Here is an 18,712-nt window from a genome sequence, read left to right on the forward strand (position 1 = left end):
GGTGTCCGCCGAGGACGCCTCCACCGTCCGCACCGGCAGCGCGCCGCAGGCTGCCGATGGCCGCTTCGCGCAACCTCGCCATCGGGAGCTGCGGCGGCTCGGAGCGGACAACACCGCGGCCTGCGTCTGGCGCAGCACCGGCATGCCGACCCTGCCGGGGAGGTGAAGTCACCTTGGCTCTGATGGCCAGGATCACGTGCTTGCCGAGGGACAAGTTGGGCGATGCGCACCGCACGTTCCTCACTGCGCACTTCTGGGGGGACTACTCAGTTCGGGCAGTAAACGATCTCGGTGCGTGCCTACCGTTGACCAGGAAAGACGCGCCGACGGGCCCGTGTTGTACGTGTCCGCGCGCGGGCTGTACGCGGTGCGGGGCATGACCGGCCCCAGGGGACTGCGTTGGCCGATGCGTAGGCGGACGTTCGAGGCAGGCAGGGCGACGCGGCACGGTAACGGGAGGCGTGAGACGTGGACGATCAGCGACAGCAGCCGGAGCAGGAGTACGAGGTCGGGTCCGGCATCTTGCATGTGTTCGGCCAGCACTTGAAGCTGTTCCGGGTGCGGGCAGGGTTGGAGCGGGCGGAGTTCGGGGCGTTGACCGGGTACGCGGCGTCATCCATCGCGTCGTTCGAGCAGGGCCGCCGCATCCCGCAGCCGAAGTTCATCGACCAGGCGGACGAAGTGCTGGACGCAGGTGGGGTACTGAAGGCCAGCAAGGAAGAGGTGGCTCGGGCTCAGTACCCGGCGTTCTTCCGGGATGCGGCGCGGCTGGAGGCGGAGGCGGTCGAGCTGCATGTGTACGACACGCATGTGGTCAACGGCCTACTGCAGACAGAGGAGTACGCACGGGCCGTGTTCACGATGCGCAGGCCGTTGCTGGACGAAGAGACCGTAGAGCAACGTGTGACCGCACGATTGGCTCGGCACAGGATCTTCGAGCGACGGCCTCTGCCCACTATCAGTTTCGTCATCGAGGAGTCGGTACTCCGCCGCCCCTTGGGTGGGGCGAACGTCATGCGCGGACAGCTGGAGCAGTTCCTCCTTTACGGACAGCAACGCAACGTCGACATCCAGGTGATGCCGACGGCGCTCGTAGACCACGCTGGTGTATCCGGTTCTTTCACCTTGATCGAAACGAAGGAAGGGCGCAGGATCGCCTACGTGGAGGTGCACAAGGAGAGCCGCCTCTATACAGAGCGGAGGGTGGTCCGGGAGTTCGAGGAACAGTACGGTCTCCTCAGAGCCCAGGCGCTCACGCCGCGTGAATCGCTGAACCTCGTAGAGAAGCTGCTGGGAGAGACATGAACGTCGAAGAGCCTGTGCCGTCCCTGCCCGATTGCGCCTGGGTGAAGAGCAGTTACAGCAGCGGTGAGGGCGGGCAATGCATCGAGGTGGCCACCTCCCCCGGCATCGTCCATGTCCGGGACTCCAAGGACAGAACGGGGCCTGCACTGGCTCTCGCATCAGGCAGCTGGACCACGTTCGTAGACTTCGCTACGCAGGACTGAGTACCTACGCAGTGTGGGGAGAGCCCGGATTCCCCGGTCTGCCCCACTGCGCTTCGGCTACTCGGCCTTCTTCGTCCTGCCACGGGGCTTCTCCGGCCGCCAGGCCCTGAGGTCCTCCGCCGAGAGCCCGTGCTTGGCGCGCTGCTCGTCCAGGGGATGAGCGGCGTCAGGCGCGGCGTCTCCCGACCAGCCTGTTGAGTCCGGTCGTTGACCATGTTGATCAGGGCCTTCACCTGGTCCTTGTGATCCCAGCCGGCCCAGCCGAGCAGGGGGTGGGCGGGTCCGAGTCGGGCGACGCCTCGGGGTAGGAGATGAGCCGCTCCTTCGGGACGGAGGGCTTCCTTCTCCTTCCTCTCCCAAGGGCCTGCAGGCTGATGCGCGTGACGGCGGGTACGGGGTTATGCCTACGGCCACCATTGCCCTCACACGGGGAGGTGGCGGGCCTACCGTGTAGCCGATCGGCGCGCCCCATGCTGATGAAGGGCAAACCCCTGAGGATGACCTGGGCGTCCAGCGCGCTGAACACCGCGCCGTTGAGGACAGCGAGCGTCTGCGCCTCGGTCGACCGGCCCCCTCGAACCATCAGTCGGTGTCGGCGACCCGTGCGGTGGGCAGCAGCTTTCCGATGTCCGCCGGCAGGGCGGCCGTCAGCTTCTCCATCAGCTCGGGGGCGACGGCCGCGTCCAGGACCTCGAAGACCGCGGCCGTCTGCCGCAGCGCCACGTCCTCGGAGACACCGGCCCGCCAGGCGACCCGGCCTACGAACGCGGTGAGGTCGAAGCGCTCGCCGGATCCGCCGGCCTCCGGCTCGTGGGCGGGCGACCCGGCCTCCCCCGCCTCCCCGGACACCGAGGCTGCCAGCGCCGACGGCAGCTGGGCCAGCAGATGCCCGGCCAGCCCGTCGGGCACCCGCTCGGCCAGCGTCCGCAGCACCGCACCCGTCAGGCGTTCGGCAGGACCCCGGCCGGGCAGCTGGGCCCTGGCCTGCACTTTTCCGATCAGCTCCTCGTACTGCATGGCCTTCCATCCCTTCGGTCGGAGCGGCTCGTCCGGGGAGGGCCCGGACCGGCCGGGTACCCGGAATCGGACGATTACCACGAAGGGGATGCCGGGCTTTACGCCGGCCGCCCCGCGTGATCAGCTGCCCCCTGTCATGTACAAGCGGCTTCTGGGGAGTGGCCGCAGGGGAGGGGAAACGTTTCGATGCAGGTCGTCACGGAGGAAGAGTCCCGGCCGTGTCCTGAGTGCGGCACGGAGATCCGGACGGACCGCCGCTTCACCACGTGGTGTGCCGCGTGCGACTGGAACGTGGATCCGGAGGGGGACGAGGAGCGGCACGTCCAGGGGCGGCTGGGCCGGGCGCGTCGCGTCGCCGCCCGCCGCCACGGCGAACGGCTGCACGCCGAGGTCGGCGGGGACGACCACGCGCCTACCGCCCGGACCCTTCCCGCGCTCTGCGCCTATGCCCTCGCGTGCGCCGTGCACGGTGTGACACTGGCCCTGGTCGTCGGCGGAGTCTGGTGCGTGGTGTACGGATGGGGCGGCCTCGGCATGCCGTTCGGCCTGTTCCTCCTCTTCCTCGCGTGGACCCTCAGACCGCGCCTGCCCCGGTTGCCCACGGAGGGCCCGGTGCTGCGCCGTGGCGACGCGCCCGCCCTGTACGGGCTGGTCGACGACATCGCCCGGGTCGCCGGAACCCGCGGCGTGGACGTGATCGCGATCGATACGGGGGTGAACGCGAGCGTGACCACCTGTGGCGTGCGCGAGCGCCGTCTGCTGACCATCGGCCTGCCGCTGTGGGAACTGCTCACCCCCCAGCAGCGCATCGCCCTGCTGGGCCACGAACTCGGCCACTACAGCAGCGGGGACACCCGCCGCGGGATCGTCCTCGCGACCGCGTACCGATCGCTGACCGCGTGGCGGTACTTCCTGGCGCCGGCGGAGGACCCGTCCCCCACGGAGATGGCGGTCGCCCTCGTCTGCTTCGTGCCGCGCGCCCTGGTCCAGGGCGTGCTGACGGTACTCGACGGGCTGACCCTGCACGCCGGCCGGCGTGCCGAGTACCTCGCCGACTCGTCGGCCGCTCGCGCCGGTTCCACCGAAGCGGCGGTGGGCCTCCTGGACCGGATCCTGGTGGCGGACTCGGCTGAGGTCACGCTGCGGCGCGAGGCGAACGCCCCACGCTCCGCACGACGGGGCACCGGCCGGCCGGAGGAACGGGCCGAGCGGCTGTGGGACGCCCTGGCGGCGGACGCCGGGTCGATCCCCGAGCACGAGTACGAGCGCAGGCGCCGGGCCGGCGCCCTGCGGGGACACCGCGTCGACTCGACCCACCCGCCGACGCATCTGCGGCGCGAACGGCTCCTGTCGGCTACGCCGGTACCGGCGGCCGTGGTCGTGGACGAGGAGCGGGAGCGACGGATCACCGGGGAACTCGCCGACGCCCGCAGCCGGCTGGCCCGCCAGATCCTCCGGGACGGCTTCGCCGGGTAGCTGTTCCGCCGGGCTCCCGGCGCAGGCGGCCGGAGGAACTGCGCCGCTCCGCAGGGCCGTTGCCCGGCGCGGGCGCTGCCCGCAACCGGGCGGATCGACGACGAGCCGAGTGTTCCGCGCCGCCCGCCGGACCCCCTCCTGCACGATCGTCACCGCACCGATCGGCCTCTCGGCCCTGCCCGCACCGCCGTGGGCGGAGACCGTACACCTCCCCGGATGGGCCCGGCGCGCGGGGCGCCGGGCCGGTTCCCGGGTCAGCCGCCCAGGACCACCGTGCGCTGGGCCGAGAAGTCGCCCCACGTCCCATCGGGGAGCTTGGGCCGGATCTTGAGGGAGTACCGCGTGCCGGGCGGGTCGGTGAGGGTGAGCCGGTAGGTGGCGCGGCCGGCGGGCGGGGTGCCGCCCCAGACGATCGTGGTGGTCATCTTCCCGTTCAGGAAGAGCTGGTACGCCGGAACGGTGCCGCCGGTGTCCGGCTGGTCCCAGGACAGGTCGACCGCGAACTCCGTGCCCTGCGCCTTCGTCGTGGTCCGCAGGCCGGTGGGCGCGGTGCTCGCTGGGGCGCCGGGGGCCGACGGGGTGGTGAGGTCCAGGGAGTTGCTGTCCGGTGAGGACTTCTCGGACGCGTCCCGGGCCCGGACGGTGAAGGTGTAGACGGTGCCGGGCCGCAGCCCGGTGAGGCGGGCCGTGGTCCCGGTGCCGGCGACACTGTGGATCCGGGAGTCCTCCTGGTAGACGTCGTACGAGGTCACGCCGACGTCGTCCGTGGAGCCGCCCCAGGACAGGGTGGCCGTCCGGCCGCTGTCGGCCGTGCCCCGTAGCTTCACGGGGGCGGTCGGCGGCGCGGCGTCGGCGGGTGGCGCGGCGGGGGTGGTCACGGGAACGGCGGCGCTCGCGGCGGAGAGGTTCCCGGCGGCGTCGCGGGCCCTCACCGTGAACGTGTAGGCGGTGGAGGCGGTCAGCCCGTCGACGTCCGTCATCCGTCTGGCCGCCGGGACCGAGACGCTCTTCCGGCCCTCGCGGTAGACCTCGTAGCCGGTGACGCCCTTGTCGTCGGAGGCCTGCTCCCACATGACGTGCACAGAGGTGGCACTGCCCGCCTGCGCGGTGACGCCCCGGGGCGGCGTGGGCTTCTCGGTGTCCGCCTCGGCGGAGCCCGCGCAGGCGGTGAGCGAGGCGAGGAGCAGGACGGCGGAGCAGGTCGTCGCGGTGCGCGCGTGGGGGCGTTGCACGGAGGTGCCTTCCGTCCGGAGCAATGGTCCAGACCTGTATGCCATGGGGGCGGGGGTGCCGACAAGGGGGCGGTGGGGAACGTTCCGCAATGTCCCGCTCCAGCGATGAGTTCCGGGCCCGGGAGCGGTCCCCCAGGTATGGACACGCACAGCGGAACCACACCCGTGATCGATCTTGAACCGGCGGCCCGGGAGATGGGCGCACTCGCCGCCGCGGTCGACGACCGCCGGCTCACCGGCCCGACCCCCTGCCCCGACTACGCCGTACGCGATCTGCTCGCGCACATCGTCGGGCTGACCGCCGCCTTCGGCGACGCGGCGCGCAAGCGGTTCGGGCCGACGACCGACACCTCCCCGGCCTCGGGGCTGCCCCCGCTCCCCGACGACTGGCGCGAGGCGCTGCCGCCGCTGCTGGACGAACTGGTCGCGGCATGGCGCTCGCCCGGCGCCCAGGAGGGCATGACCCGGGCGGGCGGGGTGGAGCTGCCGGGCGCGGTCGCCGCCATGGTCGCGCTGAACGAGCTGGTCGTGCACGGCTGGGACCTGGCCCGGGCGACCGGGCAGCCGTTCCGGGCGGACGAGGCGAGCCTGCGCTCGTCGCAGGCGCTGCTCACGCCCGCCGACGGCGACAGCCCGCTCTTCGGTACCCCGGTCCCCGTCCCGCCCGACGCCCCGCTGCTGGACCAGGTCATCGGGCTGAGCGGACGCCACCCGGACTGGCAGCCGGACGGGCGGCCGGGCGGGCGGGGCTGACGTCCCGTCACCCCGGCCGAACACACCGTCCCCGCCGAACACCCCGTCCCGCCGAAGACACCGTCCACGCCGGAGCGGCGGAGCTGCCGGGCCCGCCCTGTCCGCCCGCGCCGCCCCCGGCGGGTTCTCCGACCGCGGGCACGGTCCTCCTCGTCGGAGGCCTGGGCTCCGCGACGGTCCCCCTCGCCGCTGAAGCCCCCACGGGTCAGCTGGTGAAGAACTCGGTGATCTGCTGGGCCACCTGGTCCGGGTGGCGCGTGTGCACCTGGTGGCCGCCGCCCAGGGTGATGAGCCGGCAGTCCGGGACGAGCGAGGCCATGTCGGGGAGCCTGCCCTGCGGCATCCCGCTCTCCGGGCCGCCCGCGATCATCAGGGTCGGCGCGACGATCTGGCCGAGCTCCTCCTCCCACCGCGGGTCGGGCTCCGCGATCTGGGCACGCACGGCCGGGACGGCGTTCTCGTCGTAGTCCACGGGTCCCGGCGGGGTGCCATCGGCGACGAGCTGCCCGGGGAAGGGCGGCGGGGTCTCGACCAGGACCAGCCGCTCCACCCGGTCCGCGTGCTCCTCGGCCAGGAGGTAGGCGATCACCCCGCCCATCGCGTGCCCGACGAGGCCGACCCGGTCGAGGTCGAGCTCGTCGAGGAAACCGAGGACGTCGTCCCTCATCTGCTCGAATCCGTACTCGTCCGGCCAGTCGCTCTCGCCGTGCCCCCGCAGGTCGAGGGCGTACACCCGCCACTCCTCGCCCAGCAGGCCGCCCACCGCCTCCCAGCTCGCGGACGAGCCACCGAGGCCGTGCAGCAGGACGACGGGCGAGCCGAACGGGTCGCCCCAGGCCCGGTACGCCAGCCGGACATCGCCGACATCCACAACAGACTGATCTTCCATGCCCCGAACGCTACAGCCGCCGGACCCCCGCCGGCTCCGGCCCCCGGCCCGGCAGGCGGTGCGCCGGTCAAACACGGAGCGACATGCCGAAGGCCGTCCAGCGGTACGCCGAGGCCCGCCCCCCGGCAACGCACCGGAGCGTCTTCGGCCGGCGCGGCGCGGCACCTGCGCGGCACCCGCGCCCCCGGAGGCGTCTCGACTCATCCGTGCCGGGGGCCTGTACGGCACGCCCAGCACCTGATAGGAAAGCTTCCTAACAGAACAAGGGAACGACGAACTTCCTTTGGAGGTCTGGTGCTTCACCCCCACAACAGCACCGCACGTCGCACCATCCGTCTCACACGCTTCACCCGCCCCGCCGGTCTCGCCGCGGTCGCCCTCGGGCTGGCCCTCACCGCGCTTCCGGTCACCGCCCACGCCGGCGCCCCCACGCCGCCGGCCGCTCATCACCTGGAGACAGCCACGACCGGGCTCGACGACCCCGCGAAGAAGGACATCGCGATGCAGCTGGTCTCCAGCGCGGAGAACTCCTCGCTGGACTGGAAGGCGCAGTACGGCTACATCGAGGACATCGGCGACGGCCGCGGCTACACCGCCGGCATCATCGGTTTCTGCTCCGGCACCGGCGACATGCTCGACCTGGTGGAGCTGTACGCGCGCCGCGCGCCGGGCAACGTCCTGGAGAAGTACCTGCCCGCCCTGCGCGAGGTGGACGGCACCGACTCGCACGACGGACTCGATCCCGGCTTCACCCGGGACTGGGCCGAGGCGGCCGCCGATCCCGCGTTCGAGCAGGCGCAGAACGACGAGCGGGACCGGGTGTACTTCGATCCGGCCGTCCGCCAGGGCAAGGCCGACGGACTGGGCACGCTCGGGCAGTTCGCGTACTACGACGCCCTCGTCATGCACGGCGGGGGCGACGACAGCGCGAGCTTCGGCTCCATCCGGCGGGCGGCCCTGGACCGGGCCCGGCCCCCGTCGCAGGGCGGTGACGAGGTCGCCTACCTCGACGCGTTCCTGGACGCCCGGGTCCGGGCCATGAAGCAGGAGGAGGCCCACTCGGACACCAGCCGGGTCGACACGGCCCAGCGGGTCTTCCTGCGGAACGGCAACCTGGACCTCGACCCGCCGCTGGACTGGCGGGTGTACGGCGACAGTTACCACATCGGCTGACGCCGGCCGCGGTGCGCGTACGGCGGTTTCCCGTGGGAACCGCCGTACGCGCACGGGCCTGTCAGGGGGCCACGGGCAGAGCCATCGGGTCCTTCGGTTGTGCGCCGTCCGCGGCGTCCCCACCCGCCGTCCGCCCGCCCGGGGTGCTGTCCGCGTCGGGTTTCCGGCCCAGGTGGTTGAAGGCGAGGTTCAGCACGATCGCCACGACACAGCCGGTGGAGATGCCCGAGTCCAGGACGACGAGCAGGTCCTTCGGGAAGGCGTGGTAGAAGTCCGGCGCGGCGATCGGGATGAGGCCGACCCCCACGGCGGCGGCGACGATCAGCGCGTTCTCGCCCTTCTCGAGGGCGGCGGCCGCCAGGGTCTGGATGCCGCTCGCGGCGACCGAGCCGAAGAGCACGATCCCGGCGCCGCCGAGCACCGGCAACGGTACGAGGGCGATGACGGACGCGGCGACCGGGACGAGCCCGAGGACCACCAGGATGACGCCGCCCGCGGCGACGACGAACCGGCTGCGGACCTTGGTCATCGCGACCAGCCCGATGTTCTGGGCGAAGGCGCTGCACATGAACCCGTTGAAGAGAGGACTGAGGGCACTGCCCAGGGTGTCGGCGCGCAGGCCGCCCTCGATGGTCCGCTCGTCCGCCGGCCGGCCGACGATCTTGCCGAGGGCCAGCATGTCGGCGGTGGACTCGGTCATGCAGACCAGCATCACGATGCACATCGAGACGATGGCGGCGATCTCGAACTGCGGGGCGCCGAAGTGGAACGGCGTCGGGAAGCCGACCAGGTCCGCTTCGCCGAGCGCCCCGAAGTCGGTGATGCCGACGGGTACGGCGATCACGGTGCCGATGACCAGACCGAGCAGGATCGCGATCTGCTGGAGGAAGCCGCGCAGCAGTTTGCGCAGGGCGAGCACGATCACGAGGGTGACAGCGGCCATGGTGATGTTCGTCGTCGAACCGTAGTCGTCGGCGGTCGCGTTGCCGCCCTGCGACCAGGTGAAGGCGACCGGCAGGAGCGAGACACCGATCAGCGTGATGACGGTGCCGGTGACGACCGGCGGGAAGAACCGTACGAGTTTGCAGAAGTACGGCGCGAGGACGAAGCCGAGGAGGCTGGCGACGATGATCGCGCCGAAGATGACGGCGATGCCGTCGTGCCCCCGGTCCTTGCCGATCGCGATCATCGGGGTCACCCCGGCGAACGAGACGCCGTTGACGAACGGCAGCCGGGCGCCGACGCGCCAGAAGCCGAGGGTCTGGAGCAGGGTGGCTATGCCCGCGGTGAAGAGACTCGCCCCCATGAGGAAGGCGGTCTCCTTGGCGCTCAGGCCCACGGCGGGGCCCACGATCATGGGCGGGGCCACCACGCCCGCGTACATCGCGGCCACGTGCTGCAGACCGCTGGTGAACATCCTGAGGGGCGGGAGTGTCTCGTCGACCGGATGTTTCCGGCCGGTTCCGGCGGCGTCCTGCCTGCCGCGTTCTTCGACTGCTTCCTTGCGAAACCTGGGCGTAGCTGCCACGGCTTCCTCCGGTCGGGTACACGTCGGCGACGTGGTTGTCAGGGAGGTGGTGCTGAGTGGTGCGTTGGTGCAGGTCGTGCAGCTGGTGCGGGCAGCTGGGTGCACCCGCGCGGGGCGCGTACGCAAGGTACGCGCACCCGCGCGGGCTGCCGCGGACCGCGGTCCGCGGCGGCCGGACGAGGGCCGTCCCCCTCGGCCGGCCTGTCAGGGGGGAGCCGTCAGGCTCCGGCGGCGATCCGTGCCAGACGCCGCGCCTCGTCGCGGGTCGCGCGTGCGAGGGCGTCCTCGTCCACCGTGGTCAGGTGGCCGGCCTCGACGACGGGCTTGCCGTCGACGAGGGAGAGGGTGACGGGGGCCGCGGCGCCGAGGACGAGCGCGGTCACCGGGTCGGCGATGGAGGCGTGGGCGAGGGTGTCCAGCTTCCACAGGACGAGGTCGGCGAGCTTGCCCGCCTCGAGGGAGCCGATCTCCCCGGCGCGGCCGAGGACCTGGGCGCCACCGTACGTACCCAGGCGCAGGGCCCGGCGCGTGTCCAGGGCCTTCTCGCGGTGGGCGCCGAGGCGGTTGATCAGGAGGGCGTTGCGCAGCTCGGTGTGGAGTTCGCCGGACTCGTTGGAGGCGGTGCCGTCGACGCCTAGGCCGACCGGTACCCCGGCGGCGAGCATGTCGGGCACGCGGGCGATGCCCGCGGCGAGGCGGGCGTTGGAGGACGGGCAGTGCGCCACGCCCGTGCCCGTGCGGGCGAAGGCGGCGATGTCGGAGTCGTCCATGTGGATGCAGTGCGCCATCCACACGTCGTCGCCGAGCCAGCCGGCCGATTCGAAGTAGTCGGTCGGTCCGCACCCGAACAGTTCCTTGCAGAACCGCTCCTCCTCGACGGTCTCCGAGCCGTGGGTGTGCAGCCGCACGCCCCGGCGGCGGGCCAGTTCCGCGCCCTGCGTGAGGAGTCGGGTGGAGACGGAGAAGGGCGAGCAGGGCGCGACGGCGATCTGTGTCATCGCGTCGAAGGAGGCGTCGTGGTGGGCGTCGATGACCGCCTCGGTCGCGCCGAGCGCTTCTTCGAGGGACTCGACGGCGAAGTCCGGCGGCAGCCCCCCGTCCTTCTCACCGCGGTCCATGGACCCCCGGGCGAGGGTGAACCGCACGCCCATGTCGCGGGCCGCGCCGATGATGGCGCCGGAGAGGTCGCCGGAGCCCCGCGGGTAGACGTAGTGGTGGTCCATCGCGGTGGTGACGCCGCCGCGGGCCATCATGGCGAGCGAACCCTGCGCGGCGGCACGGACCATCGGTTCGTCGATGCGCGCCCACGCGGGGTACAGGGCGACCAGCCAGTCGAAGAGGTTGTGGTCGGTGGCCAGGCCTCTGGTGATCCACTGGTAGAAGTGGTGGTGGGTGTTGACCAGGCCGGGCGTGGCGAGGTGCCCGGTGCCGTCGATACGCCGTACGACGTTCTCGAGGCCCTCCGGGGCCCTGCCGGCGCCGACGGACTCGATGCGGTTGCCCGCCACGACGATGTGCCCGCAGGCGTACTCGGTGTCGTCGGCGTCGACGGTGGCGACGGCACATCCCTCGATGACGATGCGCTGCCGGTCTGCCGGTGCTGCCATGGCGCTTCCTTCTTCGTTCCGGGGAGGTACGGGCACGGCGGGACAGCCCTCAGGGCGTGTGCCGGAGGGAGCGTCGTCCGCCCGGAGGGCGTACGGGACCGCCACCGGGTGAACTGCCGCGCCGTCAGTGGCCGTCGCTGCGGTACACGGGGCTTTCGCCGCACCCGTTGCAGGCCGCGCCATGGAGTGTCCCTCCGGGATGACCGGCCCTCGCCCGCACGGGCGGGGGTCGGTTCAGCACCGCGTCAGAGGTTGGTCATGTCGACCGGGATCTTCGGCTCGACGCCGTCCCGGAGGACCGTCGCCTCGATGAGGCCGTACGGCCGGTCGGCCGCGAAGTACACCTCGTTGTCGTTCTTGAGGCCGAACGGTTCGAGGTCCACCAGGAAGTGGTGGTTGTTCGGCAGCGAGAAGCGGATCTCGTCGATCTCGCTCCGGCTGTTGATGATGCGTGAGCCCATCTGGTACAGGGTCTGCTGCAGCGAGAGGGAGTACGTCTCGGCGAAGGCCTCGAGCATGTGCGTGCGCGCCTGCGCGTACGACTTCTCCCACCGCGGCATGGGCTGCTCGTCGTCGGTCCAGTTGTAGCGCCACCTGGCGGAGACGTCGGTCGCCAGGATGCGGTCGTACGCCTCCTTGAGCGTGGTGTACCGGTCCTTGACGTAGCCCCAGAACTCGGAGTTGGTGGAGTTGAGGACCGTGAGGTCCTTGAGGCCGGAGATGACCTCCCACTTCTCGCCGTCGTAGGTGATCTGGGCGGTGCGGGTCTCCTGGCCCTTGCGGACGAAGGAGTGCCTGACGTCCTCGGCGCCGATGAACTTCGAGTTGCCGTCGGACGTCGCGATGCGCTCCCAGGCGTACTCCTCGATCCTGATCCGGGCCACCTTGATCGGCTCCTGCGAGCTGACGAAGTGGCGGGCCAGGTGGATGCCGAACTGCTCGGCGGACTCGACGCCGTGCTCCTTGGCGAAGGCGAACACCGTGTTCTTGGTGGTGTCGGTCGGCAGGACGTTGGCGTTGGAGCCTGAGTAGTGGACGTCGTCCATGTCGCCGGAGAGGGCGACGGAGACGTTGAGGTCCTTGATGTGGTGGGTGTCGCCGTCCCGCGTGATCCTGACGACGCGGTTCTCTGCTTTGCCGTACTGGTTCTGGCCGAGAATCGTGGGCATGGCCTGCTAGCTCCCTCGGTAAACGGAGTAGCCGAACGGGTTGAGCAGCAGCGGTACGTGATAGTGCTCCCCCGGGGTGACGGCGAACGCGATCGCCACCTCCGGGAAGAACGTGCCGCTGTCCCTTGCGCGGGGGGCGTCCTGCTGCACCTCGGCTTGCTTCTTCGTGGTGAAGTACGACTCGGTGTCGAAGACGAGCCGTACGTGGGTGGTGCCTTCCGGCAGGGCCGGCAGGTCTGTGCAGCGCCCGTCCGCGTCGGTCACGGATCCGCCGAGCGTCACATACCGCGGCTCGCTGCCGCCGCGGGCGGCCAGGGAGACGGTGACGGCTTCGGCAGGACGGCCGATGCTGGTGTCCAGGATGTGGGTGGACACCGAGGCGGTGGTGTCGGTGCTCAAGACCGTCACACTCCTTGTTCTCACGGGTGCGGTACGAGGCCTTCTGCCATACGAAGCCCTCTGCGGTGCGGGGTTCTCGGCGGTGCGGGGTCTCAGGAGTCCTGTACGAGGCGGGTGAGCCGGATACGGTTGATCTTTCCCAGTTCGGTGCGGACGATCTCGCGTTCCCGCTCGGGCGGGTTGCCGATCCGGGCCTTCACGGCATCGCGCATCTGTTCACCGGTGGCTCCGGTGGCGCAGATCAGGAAGACGTGCCCGAACCGTTCCTGGTAGGCCAGGTTGAGTGCGAGCATCTCGGCCCTGAGCTCCTCGGACGCGCCCGCCATTCCCCGCTGTTCGCGGGCGGAGGCCGGATCCCCTGGCGTGGGGCGGCCGATCGGCGGGTGTCCCGCCATCGCCTCGGCCAGGTCCTCGGGACCGAGTTCGGCCATGGCGGCGTCACTCGCCGAGAACAGGGCTTCCGCGCCGGCGTACGGCCGGTGGGCGCTGACGATGCTTCCCCACCGCGCACTGGCACACACCTCGTGCAGCGCGGCTGCGGCCTCTTCGGCCGTCAGGGTGTTGAACCGGGCGAGGCCCGGTGTCGAGCTCGAAGTCACGGGAGCCTCCGTGGCTGTTCTTCGCTGTGCGTGGTCGGGCTGCGGATAGCTAACGCCCTCCGCAACACCACGTCAACAGTTTGTTGAAATTCCACGAACAGAGGATGCCGCCGCCCGGCTTCCGGACGACGGCATCGGGCCGCATACGTGTGACTGAGGGCCGGCCCGCACATGCGCACCGGCCCGGAGGCAGGCGTTCCGGCGAAAGGGCGAGGTGCCGCACCAGCCGCCGGAACGCCCACCTCGGGGCGGCCCTCACTCCCCCTTGGCGGCGTTCTCCCTGTTCAGGTAGTTGTAGACGGTGAACCGCGAGACCCCGAGGGCGCCGGCCACCGTCTCCACCCCGTGCCGCACGGCGAAGGCGCCGCGCGCCTCGAGCGTGCGCACCACACGCTGCTTCGTCCTGCGGTCCAGTTCGGCCAGCGGCATCCCGTGCCGGCGCTCCATCGCGGCCAGGATGTGGTCGAGCGATTCGGAGAGCTGCGGGAGCCGGACGGCTATGACGTCCGACCCCTCCCAGGCGAGCACCACGTCCTCGTCGGTGGCCTGCCGCGGGTCCAGCAGCTCGGCACCCATGGCGTCGACGAGCGGCTTCACCGCCGCGACCAGGGGATGGTCGGCGGGCACGGCCGGGGGATGGTCGGCGGGCACGGTCACGGGGCGCTCTCCCCGATCACGTTGACCTGGAGGGAGACCCGGGTCGCTCCCGCGGCCAGCACCTCGCGGAGCAGGGAATCCACCGCCGCGAGGACCTGGCTGGCCTCCCCTTCGGCCGTGTTCCCGAAGGGACCCACGTCCACCGCGTCCAAGTCGGCGGTCCGGATGACCTCGCGGGCCGCCACCGCGTGAGCGGGTGCCTCGTCGAGATCGAACGGCTCGGTGGTGAATTCCACCCTCAGGCGCACGGTGCCTCCCTCATGTCCCGCCGCGTGTGTCGGCTCGCACGGCTCGTCCCGACCTTAAGGCACCGCCTCCGGCGCGGGGCCGGACCGCTCCCGGGGCCGGACACGGCCCCCGGGGGCACCCGCACGGGAACCCCACCGCCCCCGCAGGGGGCCGCCACCCGCGGCCGGGTACGGACCCGCGGGCACCGGCGCGATTCCTCACGCCCCCTCCTCCGTTCCCCGGGCGTCCGGAATGCGGGTCACCCCTTGACAGCCCCGCCACCTGCCGGGCAACCTTCCGTTAAGCAGAAACTAACTTCCGCAATACGGAAGGAGCGCATGATGGGTTACGCGGACCAGCGCTTCGATGTGAACCTCTCGATCCTCTTCACCGAACTCCCGCTCCTGGAGCGCCCCGCGGCAGCCGCCGCGGCGGGCTTCACCGCGGTCGAGCTCTGGTGGCCGTGGACCGGGACCCCCACCCCCGCGCAGGCCGAGCTCGACGCCCTGAAGAAGGCGCTCGACGACGCGGGCACACAGCTGGTGGGACTGAACTTCTACGCGGGGCAGCTGCCCGGCCCCGACCGCGGCGCGCTCTCGGTGCCGGGCGAGGAGTCGGACCGCTTCCGGGCCAACATCGAGGTGGCGGCCGGCTTCGCCGCCTCGGTCGGCTGCAAGGCGCTCAACGCCCTGTACGGCAACCGCGTCGAGGGAGTGGACCCGGCGGTACAGGACGAACTCGCCCTGGACAACCTCGTCCTGGCGGCCCGCGCGGCCGACCGGATCGGGGCGGCACTCCTGATCGAGACCCTCAACGCACCGGAGTCGCCGCTCTACCCGCTGGTGAGCGCACCGGCGGCCGTCGAGGTCGTCGACCGCGTCAACGCGGCGACCGGTCTGGGCAACGCCGCGTTCCTGCTGGACCTTTACCACCTGTCGATGAACGGCGAGGACCTCGGCCAGGTGATCAGGACGTACGCCGCGCAGACCGGCCACGTCCAGATCGCCGACAACCCCGGCCGCGGAGCGCCCGGAACCGGTTCCCTCCCCCTGGAACGGCTCCTCGACGAACTGGCTCAGGCCGGTTACGCGGGCTGGGTCGGCCTGGAGTACAAGCCGGGCGACCGGCCCAGCGCCGACTCCTTCACCTGGCTCCCGACAGAGGACCGCGCAGCGGTCCGCTAGGCCGTCATGCGGCCCGCAGGCCGTGGTGCGAAAGTCTCGTCCGCCTGGCGGCGCCTGGCACGCACAGTCGCCGCGTTGTCGGGCACATCCTGATACGTCCAGTATCGGGCCGGCCCTCCGCCGTGCGATCGCACGCACCAGACGCCGCCGGGCCCGCCCGCCGGGCAGACGACGCCACTTCCGCAGCACGGCCGGCATGTCCCGCACCTCCCGACGGACCGGCACGCGGCGTCGGATGATCCCGCGCCTCGCACGGCTGAGAGAGGCCCGCCTCCGGGGCCGTACGCGGACGTCCCGGCCAGGCGGCGAGGTGCCGCAGCGGCCCTCGCGCGTCCGCCGGGAGTCACAGGACAGCCCTCAGGGCACGCGAGCCCGGCGTGATCCGGGACAGCCCCCGGCCCCCGGCCCCGGTTCCCCTCGTACACACGCTCACTCGGAAGGCACCCCTCATGAGCAGTAACCTCCCCAAGATCGCCTGGATCGGCCTCGGCATCATGGGCTCGCCCATGTCGGAGAACCTGGTCAAGGCCGGTTACGACGTGACCGGTCACACCCTCGAGAAGGACAAGGTCGACCGGCTGGTCGCCGCCGGCGGCAAAGGCGCGGCTTCCATCGCCGAGGCGGTGCGCGACGCCGACGTCGTCATCACCATGGTCCCCGCCTCCCCGCAGGTCGAGGCCGTCGCGTACGGCCCCGACGGCATCCTGGAGAACGCCCGGCGGGGCGCCCTGCTGATCGACATGTCCTCGATCACCCCGCAGACCTCCGTCGACCTCGCCGAGAACGCGAAGGACAAGGGCATCCGTGTGCTGGACGCCCCCGTCTCGGGCGGCGAGGCCGGCGCGATCGAGGCGGTCCTGTCCATCATGGTCGGCGGCGAGCAGACCGACTTCGACGAGGCGCAGCCGCTGCTCCGGGCGCTGGGCAGGACGATCGTGCTCTGCGGCCCGCACGGTTCCGGCCAGACGGTGAAGGCCGCCAACCAGCTGATCGTCGCCGTCAACATCCAGGCGTGTGCCGAGGCCGTGGTCTTCCTGGAGAAGTCCGGGGTCGACCTGGCCGCCGCGCTCGACGTACTGAACGGCGGGCTCGCCGGCTCGACCGTCCTGACGCGCAAGAAGGACAACTTCCTCAAGCGGGACTTCGCCCCCGGCTTCCGCATCGACCTGCACCACAAGGACATGGGCATCGTGACGGACGCCGCCCGCACCGTCGGTGCCGCCCTGCCCGTCGGCGCGGTCGTGGCCCAACTGGTCGCCTCGCTGCGCGCCCAGGGCGACGGCGGCCTGGACCACTCGGCTCTGCTGCGCTCGGTCGAACGGCTCTCCGGCTCCCAGGTCTGACATCCCCGGCCCCGCACAGGCCCCCCGAACTCCGGGTCGCGGTGGCGCTGACACCTGTCCTGTCGCGCCCAGGCGCCGCCGCGGCCCGGAACCATCTCCTCCGCATTCAACAAACTGTTGACGCTGTGTTCCCGGCGAATCTACGCTCCTGGGGCCGTCAGCAGCCCCCGTACGGAAGGTCCCCATGTCCCAGCGTGTGCTCACGACCGAGTCAGGCGCCCCGGTCGCCGACAACCAGAACTCCGCCACCGCCGGCGCCGGCGGACCGATCCTCCTCCAGGACCAGCACCTGTTGGAGAAGCTCGCCCGCTTCAACCGTGAGCGCATCCCGGAGCGCGTCGTCCACGCGCGCGGCTCCGGCGCGTACGGCTACTTCGAGGTGACGGACGACGTCACCGGCTTCACCCGCGCCGACTTCCTGTCCGAGGTCGGCCGCCGCACCGAGACGTTCGTCCGCTTCTCGACGGTCGCCGACTCCCTGGGCGGCGCCGACGCCGTGCGCGACCCCCGCGGCTTCGCGCTCAAGTTCTATACGCACGAGGGCAATTACGACCTCGTCGGCAACAACACCCCGGTCTTCTTCATCAAGGACCCGATCAAGTTCCCCGACTTCATCCACTCGCAGAAGCGCGACCCCTTCACGGGCCGCCAGGAGCCCGACAACGTATGGGACTTCTGGGCCCACAGCCCGGAGGCGACGCACCAGGTCACCTGGCTGATGGGCGACCGCGGCATCCCCGCCTCGTACCGCCACATGAACGGGTACGGCTCGCACACCTACCAGTGGACGAACGCGCAGGGCGAAGCCTTCTTCGTCAAGTACCACTTCAAGACCAACCAGGGTGTGCGCTCCCTCTCCGCCGAGCAGGCCGCCGACCAGGTCGGCAGGGACGCCACCTCGCACCAGACCGACCTGCTCCAGGCCATCGAGCGCGGGGTGAACCCGTCGTGGACGCTGCACGTGCAGGTCATGCCGGCCGCGGACGCGGCGGACTACCGCTTCAACCCGTTCGACGTGACGAAGGTGTGGCCGCACGCCGACTACCCGCTGCGGCGCGTCGGCCGCCTGGTGCTGGACCGCAACCCGGACAACGTCTTCGCCGAGGTCGAGCAGGCGGCGTTCTCCCCCAACAACTTCGTGCCCGGTATCGGCCCCTCCCCGGACAAGATGCTCCAGGGCCGGCTGTTCGCGTACGCCGACGCGCAGCGCTACCGGCTGGGCGTCAACCACACCCAGCTCCCCGTCAACGCGCCGAAGGCGGCCGACGTGGACAACTACGGCCGCGACGGCCTGCACGCGACGCGCCACGGCTCACGCCAGGACAAGAACTACGAGCCCAACTCGTACGCCGGCCCCGCCCAGACCGGTGCGGCCCTGGCCTCCCCGCTCGCGGTGAACGGCTGGACGGGTACCCACGAGGCGCCCCCGCACACGAAGGACGACGACTTCTTCCAGGCAGGCGAGCTGTACCGGCTCATGTCCGACGAGGAGAAGGGCCGGCTGGTCGCCAACATCGCCGGAGGTCTCTCGCAGGTCACCCGTGACGACGTCATCGAGAAGAACCTCGCCCACTTCCACGCCGCCGACGCCGAGTACGGCAGGCGCGTCGAGGAGGCGGTCCGCGCCCTGCGCGAGGACTGAGTCTCCCTCCCAGGACCCTGCCCGCGCCGCACACCCGGATGAGGGGTTGCGTGCGGCACGGGCAGGACGGGACCGCGGCGGCGGACGACGCCAGTGCGGTGGTGAAGGGCACGGCGGCCGGCTCCAGACCTGAAGGAGCCGGCTCCCGGCCGGCCCGCTCGCCGCCGCCGCGGTCGCTGTGACGACAGACACGAACGGCGCAGGGGTGCACCGCACGCGTGAGGCGTGCGGGGGCCCCCCGCGCCGGGCCGGGCCCCGGGCCTGGCCCCCCCCCGCCCCCGTCCCCCACGGACCCGCCGCCGCCCCGC

The 18,712-nt window shown here is 71.5% G+C and carries 18 protein-coding genes; 8 read left to right on the top strand and 10 right to left on the bottom strand.

From position 1 onward, the window contains the following. Positions 1 to 468 precede the first annotated feature (468 nt). Positions 469 to 1,305 carry a helix-turn-helix transcriptional regulator gene (locus ACH4VO_RS27910; protein ID WP_360993361.1) on the top strand — a complete coding sequence of 279 codons (837 nt, stop codon included), beginning with the start codon at positions 469 to 471 and terminating at the stop codon, positions 1,303 to 1,305. After that, the gene (locus ACH4VO_RS27915) at positions 1,302 to 1,508 is read left to right on the top strand and encodes a DUF397 domain-containing protein (RefSeq protein WP_079159345.1); all 207 of its coding nucleotides are present in this window, start codon (positions 1,302 to 1,304) and stop codon (positions 1,506 to 1,508) included. The genes ACH4VO_RS27910 and ACH4VO_RS27915 overlap by 4 nt, the downstream gene beginning before the upstream one ends. A 582-nt stretch (positions 1,509 to 2,090) precedes the next feature. Here ACH4VO_RS27915 and ACH4VO_RS27920 read toward each other — a convergent pair. Next, the gene (locus ACH4VO_RS27920) at positions 2,091 to 2,525 is read right to left on the bottom strand and encodes a DUF2267 domain-containing protein (RefSeq protein ID WP_069169536.1); all 435 of its coding nucleotides are present in this window, start codon (positions 2,523 to 2,525) and stop codon (positions 2,091 to 2,093) included. Positions 2,526 to 2,711: 186 nt separating this feature from the next. Between ACH4VO_RS27920 and ACH4VO_RS27925 the strand changes: the two genes are divergently transcribed. Then, complete coding sequence (locus ACH4VO_RS27925) at positions 2,712 to 4,001, top strand: M48 family metallopeptidase (RefSeq protein WP_360993357.1); 1,290 nt, start codon at positions 2,712 to 2,714, stop codon at positions 3,999 to 4,001. Positions 4,002 to 4,255: 254 nt separating this feature from the next. On the opposite strand, the gene ACH4VO_RS27930 is transcribed toward ACH4VO_RS27925, so the two are convergent. Then, positions 4,256 to 5,233 carry a fibronectin type III domain-containing protein gene (locus ACH4VO_RS27930; protein ID WP_360993355.1) on the bottom strand — a complete coding sequence of 326 codons (978 nt, stop codon included), beginning with the start codon at positions 5,231 to 5,233 and terminating at the stop codon, positions 4,256 to 4,258. Positions 5,234 to 5,371: 138 nt separating this feature from the next. Between ACH4VO_RS27930 and ACH4VO_RS27935 the strand changes: the two genes are divergently transcribed. Beyond that, on the top strand, positions 5,372 to 5,986 hold the full coding sequence (locus ACH4VO_RS27935) for a TIGR03086 family metal-binding protein (protein ID WP_360993352.1): 615 nt from the start codon (positions 5,372 to 5,374) through the stop codon (positions 5,984 to 5,986). A 205-nt stretch (positions 5,987 to 6,191) separates the two neighbouring features. Here the strand turns inward: ACH4VO_RS27935 and ACH4VO_RS27940 are convergent, their stop codons facing one another. Beyond that, positions 6,192 to 6,875 carry an alpha/beta hydrolase gene (locus tag ACH4VO_RS27940; protein WP_360993349.1) on the bottom strand — a complete coding sequence of 228 codons (684 nt, stop codon included), beginning with the start codon at positions 6,873 to 6,875 and terminating at the stop codon, positions 6,192 to 6,194. Positions 6,876 to 7,169: 294 nt separating this feature from the next. On the opposite strand from ACH4VO_RS27940, the gene ACH4VO_RS27945 reads away from it, so the two are divergent. Then, positions 7,170 to 8,048, top strand: a complete 879-nt coding sequence (locus tag ACH4VO_RS27945) for a chitosanase (protein WP_360993346.1) — start codon at positions 7,170 to 7,172, stop codon at positions 8,046 to 8,048. Positions 8,049 to 8,109: 61 nt separating this feature from the next. Here the strand turns inward: ACH4VO_RS27945 and ACH4VO_RS27950 are convergent, their stop codons facing one another. The 7 genes from ACH4VO_RS27950 to ACH4VO_RS27980 all read right to left on the bottom strand — a co-directional run bounded on the left by ACH4VO_RS27950 (position 8,110) and on the right by ACH4VO_RS27980 (position 14,255). Beyond that, entirely contained in the window at positions 8,110 to 9,576 is a 1,467-nt protein-coding gene (locus ACH4VO_RS27950) for a nucleobase:cation symporter-2 family protein (protein WP_360993344.1), read from the bottom strand. A 218-nt stretch (positions 9,577 to 9,794) separates the two neighbouring features. Then, positions 9,795 to 11,183, bottom strand: a complete 1,389-nt coding sequence (locus tag ACH4VO_RS27955; RefSeq protein ID WP_360993341.1) for an 8-oxoguanine deaminase — start codon at positions 11,181 to 11,183, stop codon at positions 9,795 to 9,797. A 245-nt stretch (positions 11,184 to 11,428) separates the two neighbouring features. Further along, positions 11,429 to 12,352, bottom strand: coding sequence for a factor-independent urate hydroxylase (gene pucL / locus ACH4VO_RS27960; protein ID WP_360993339.1), 924 nt, complete (start codon positions 12,350 to 12,352; stop codon positions 11,429 to 11,431). A gap of 6 nt (positions 12,353 to 12,358) precedes the next feature. Then, positions 12,359 to 12,751: a hydroxyisourate hydrolase gene (gene uraH / locus ACH4VO_RS27965; protein ID WP_360993336.1), complete on the bottom strand. Its 393-nt coding sequence runs from the start codon at positions 12,749 to 12,751 to the stop codon at positions 12,359 to 12,361. Between the two features lie 92 nt (positions 12,752 to 12,843). Then, positions 12,844 to 13,350, bottom strand: a complete 507-nt coding sequence (uraD, locus tag ACH4VO_RS27970; RefSeq protein ID WP_360993333.1) for a 2-oxo-4-hydroxy-4-carboxy-5-ureidoimidazoline decarboxylase — start codon at positions 13,348 to 13,350, stop codon at positions 12,844 to 12,846. Between the two features lie 255 nt (positions 13,351 to 13,605). Continuing rightward, on the bottom strand, positions 13,606 to 14,007 hold the full coding sequence (locus ACH4VO_RS27975; protein WP_360993332.1) for a helix-turn-helix domain-containing protein: 402 nt from the start codon (positions 14,005 to 14,007) through the stop codon (positions 13,606 to 13,608). Beyond that, positions 14,004 to 14,255, bottom strand: coding sequence for a thiamine-binding protein (locus tag ACH4VO_RS27980; protein WP_360993329.1), 252 nt, complete (start codon positions 14,253 to 14,255; stop codon positions 14,004 to 14,006). Before ACH4VO_RS27980 ends, ACH4VO_RS27975 begins: the two co-directional genes overlap by 4 nt. 321 nt (positions 14,256 to 14,576) lie before the next feature. Here ACH4VO_RS27980 and ACH4VO_RS27985 point away from each other — a divergent pair, with 321 nt between their 5' ends. The 3 genes from ACH4VO_RS27985 (at position 14,577) to ACH4VO_RS27995 (ending at position 18,404) form a co-directional block, all read left to right on the top strand. Beyond that, on the top strand, positions 14,577 to 15,419 hold the full coding sequence (locus ACH4VO_RS27985) for a TIM barrel protein (protein WP_360993638.1): 843 nt from the start codon (positions 14,577 to 14,579) through the stop codon (positions 15,417 to 15,419). 449 nt (positions 15,420 to 15,868) lie between these two features. Further along, on the top strand, positions 15,869 to 16,762 hold the full coding sequence (locus ACH4VO_RS27990) for a 2-hydroxy-3-oxopropionate reductase (protein ID WP_360993326.1): 894 nt from the start codon (positions 15,869 to 15,871) through the stop codon (positions 16,760 to 16,762). 184 nt (positions 16,763 to 16,946) lie between these two features. Then, positions 16,947 to 18,404, top strand: coding sequence for a catalase (locus ACH4VO_RS27995; RefSeq protein ID WP_360993323.1), 1,458 nt, complete (start codon positions 16,947 to 16,949; stop codon positions 18,402 to 18,404). Positions 18,405 to 18,712 lie beyond the last annotated feature (308 nt).

Source organism: Streptomyces sp. NPDC020780 (assembly GCF_044334475.1).
Classification (GTDB): Bacteria; Actinomycetota; Actinomycetes; order Streptomycetales; family Streptomycetaceae; genus Streptomyces.

Excerpts from the sequence above, each read along its gene's own strand:
- ACH4VO_RS27920 (WP_069169536.1), bottom strand. The coding sequence starts at position 2,525 with ATGCAGTACGAGGAGCTGATCGGAAAAGTGCAGGCCAGGGCCCAGCTG.
- ACH4VO_RS27925 (WP_360993357.1), top strand. The coding sequence starts at position 2,712 with ATGCAGGTCGTCACGGAGGAAGAGTCCCGGCCGTGTCCTGAGTGCGGC.
- ACH4VO_RS27955 (WP_360993341.1), bottom strand. The coding sequence starts at position 11,183 with ATGGCAGCACCGGCAGACCGGCAGCGCATCGTCATCGAGGGATGTGCC.
- ACH4VO_RS27990 (WP_360993326.1), top strand. The coding sequence starts at position 15,869 with ATGAGCAGTAACCTCCCCAAGATCGCCTGGATCGGCCTCGGCATCATG.
- ACH4VO_RS27995 (WP_360993323.1), top strand. The coding sequence starts at position 16,947 with ATGTCCCAGCGTGTGCTCACGACCGAGTCAGGCGCCCCGGTCGCCGAC.
- ACH4VO_RS27935 (WP_360993352.1), top strand. The coding sequence starts at position 5,372 with ATGGACACGCACAGCGGAACCACACCCGTGATCGATCTTGAACCGGCG.
- ACH4VO_RS27915 (WP_079159345.1), top strand. The coding sequence starts at position 1,302 with ATGAACGTCGAAGAGCCTGTGCCGTCCCTGCCCGATTGCGCCTGGGTG.
- ACH4VO_RS27985 (WP_360993638.1), top strand. The coding sequence starts at position 14,577 with ATGGGTTACGCGGACCAGCGCTTCGATGTGAACCTCTCGATCCTCTTC.
- pucL (WP_360993339.1), bottom strand. The coding sequence starts at position 12,352 with ATGCCCACGATTCTCGGCCAGAACCAGTACGGCAAAGCAGAGAACCGC.
- ACH4VO_RS27940 (WP_360993349.1), bottom strand. The coding sequence starts at position 6,875 with ATGGAAGATCAGTCTGTTGTGGATGTCGGCGATGTCCGGCTGGCGTAC.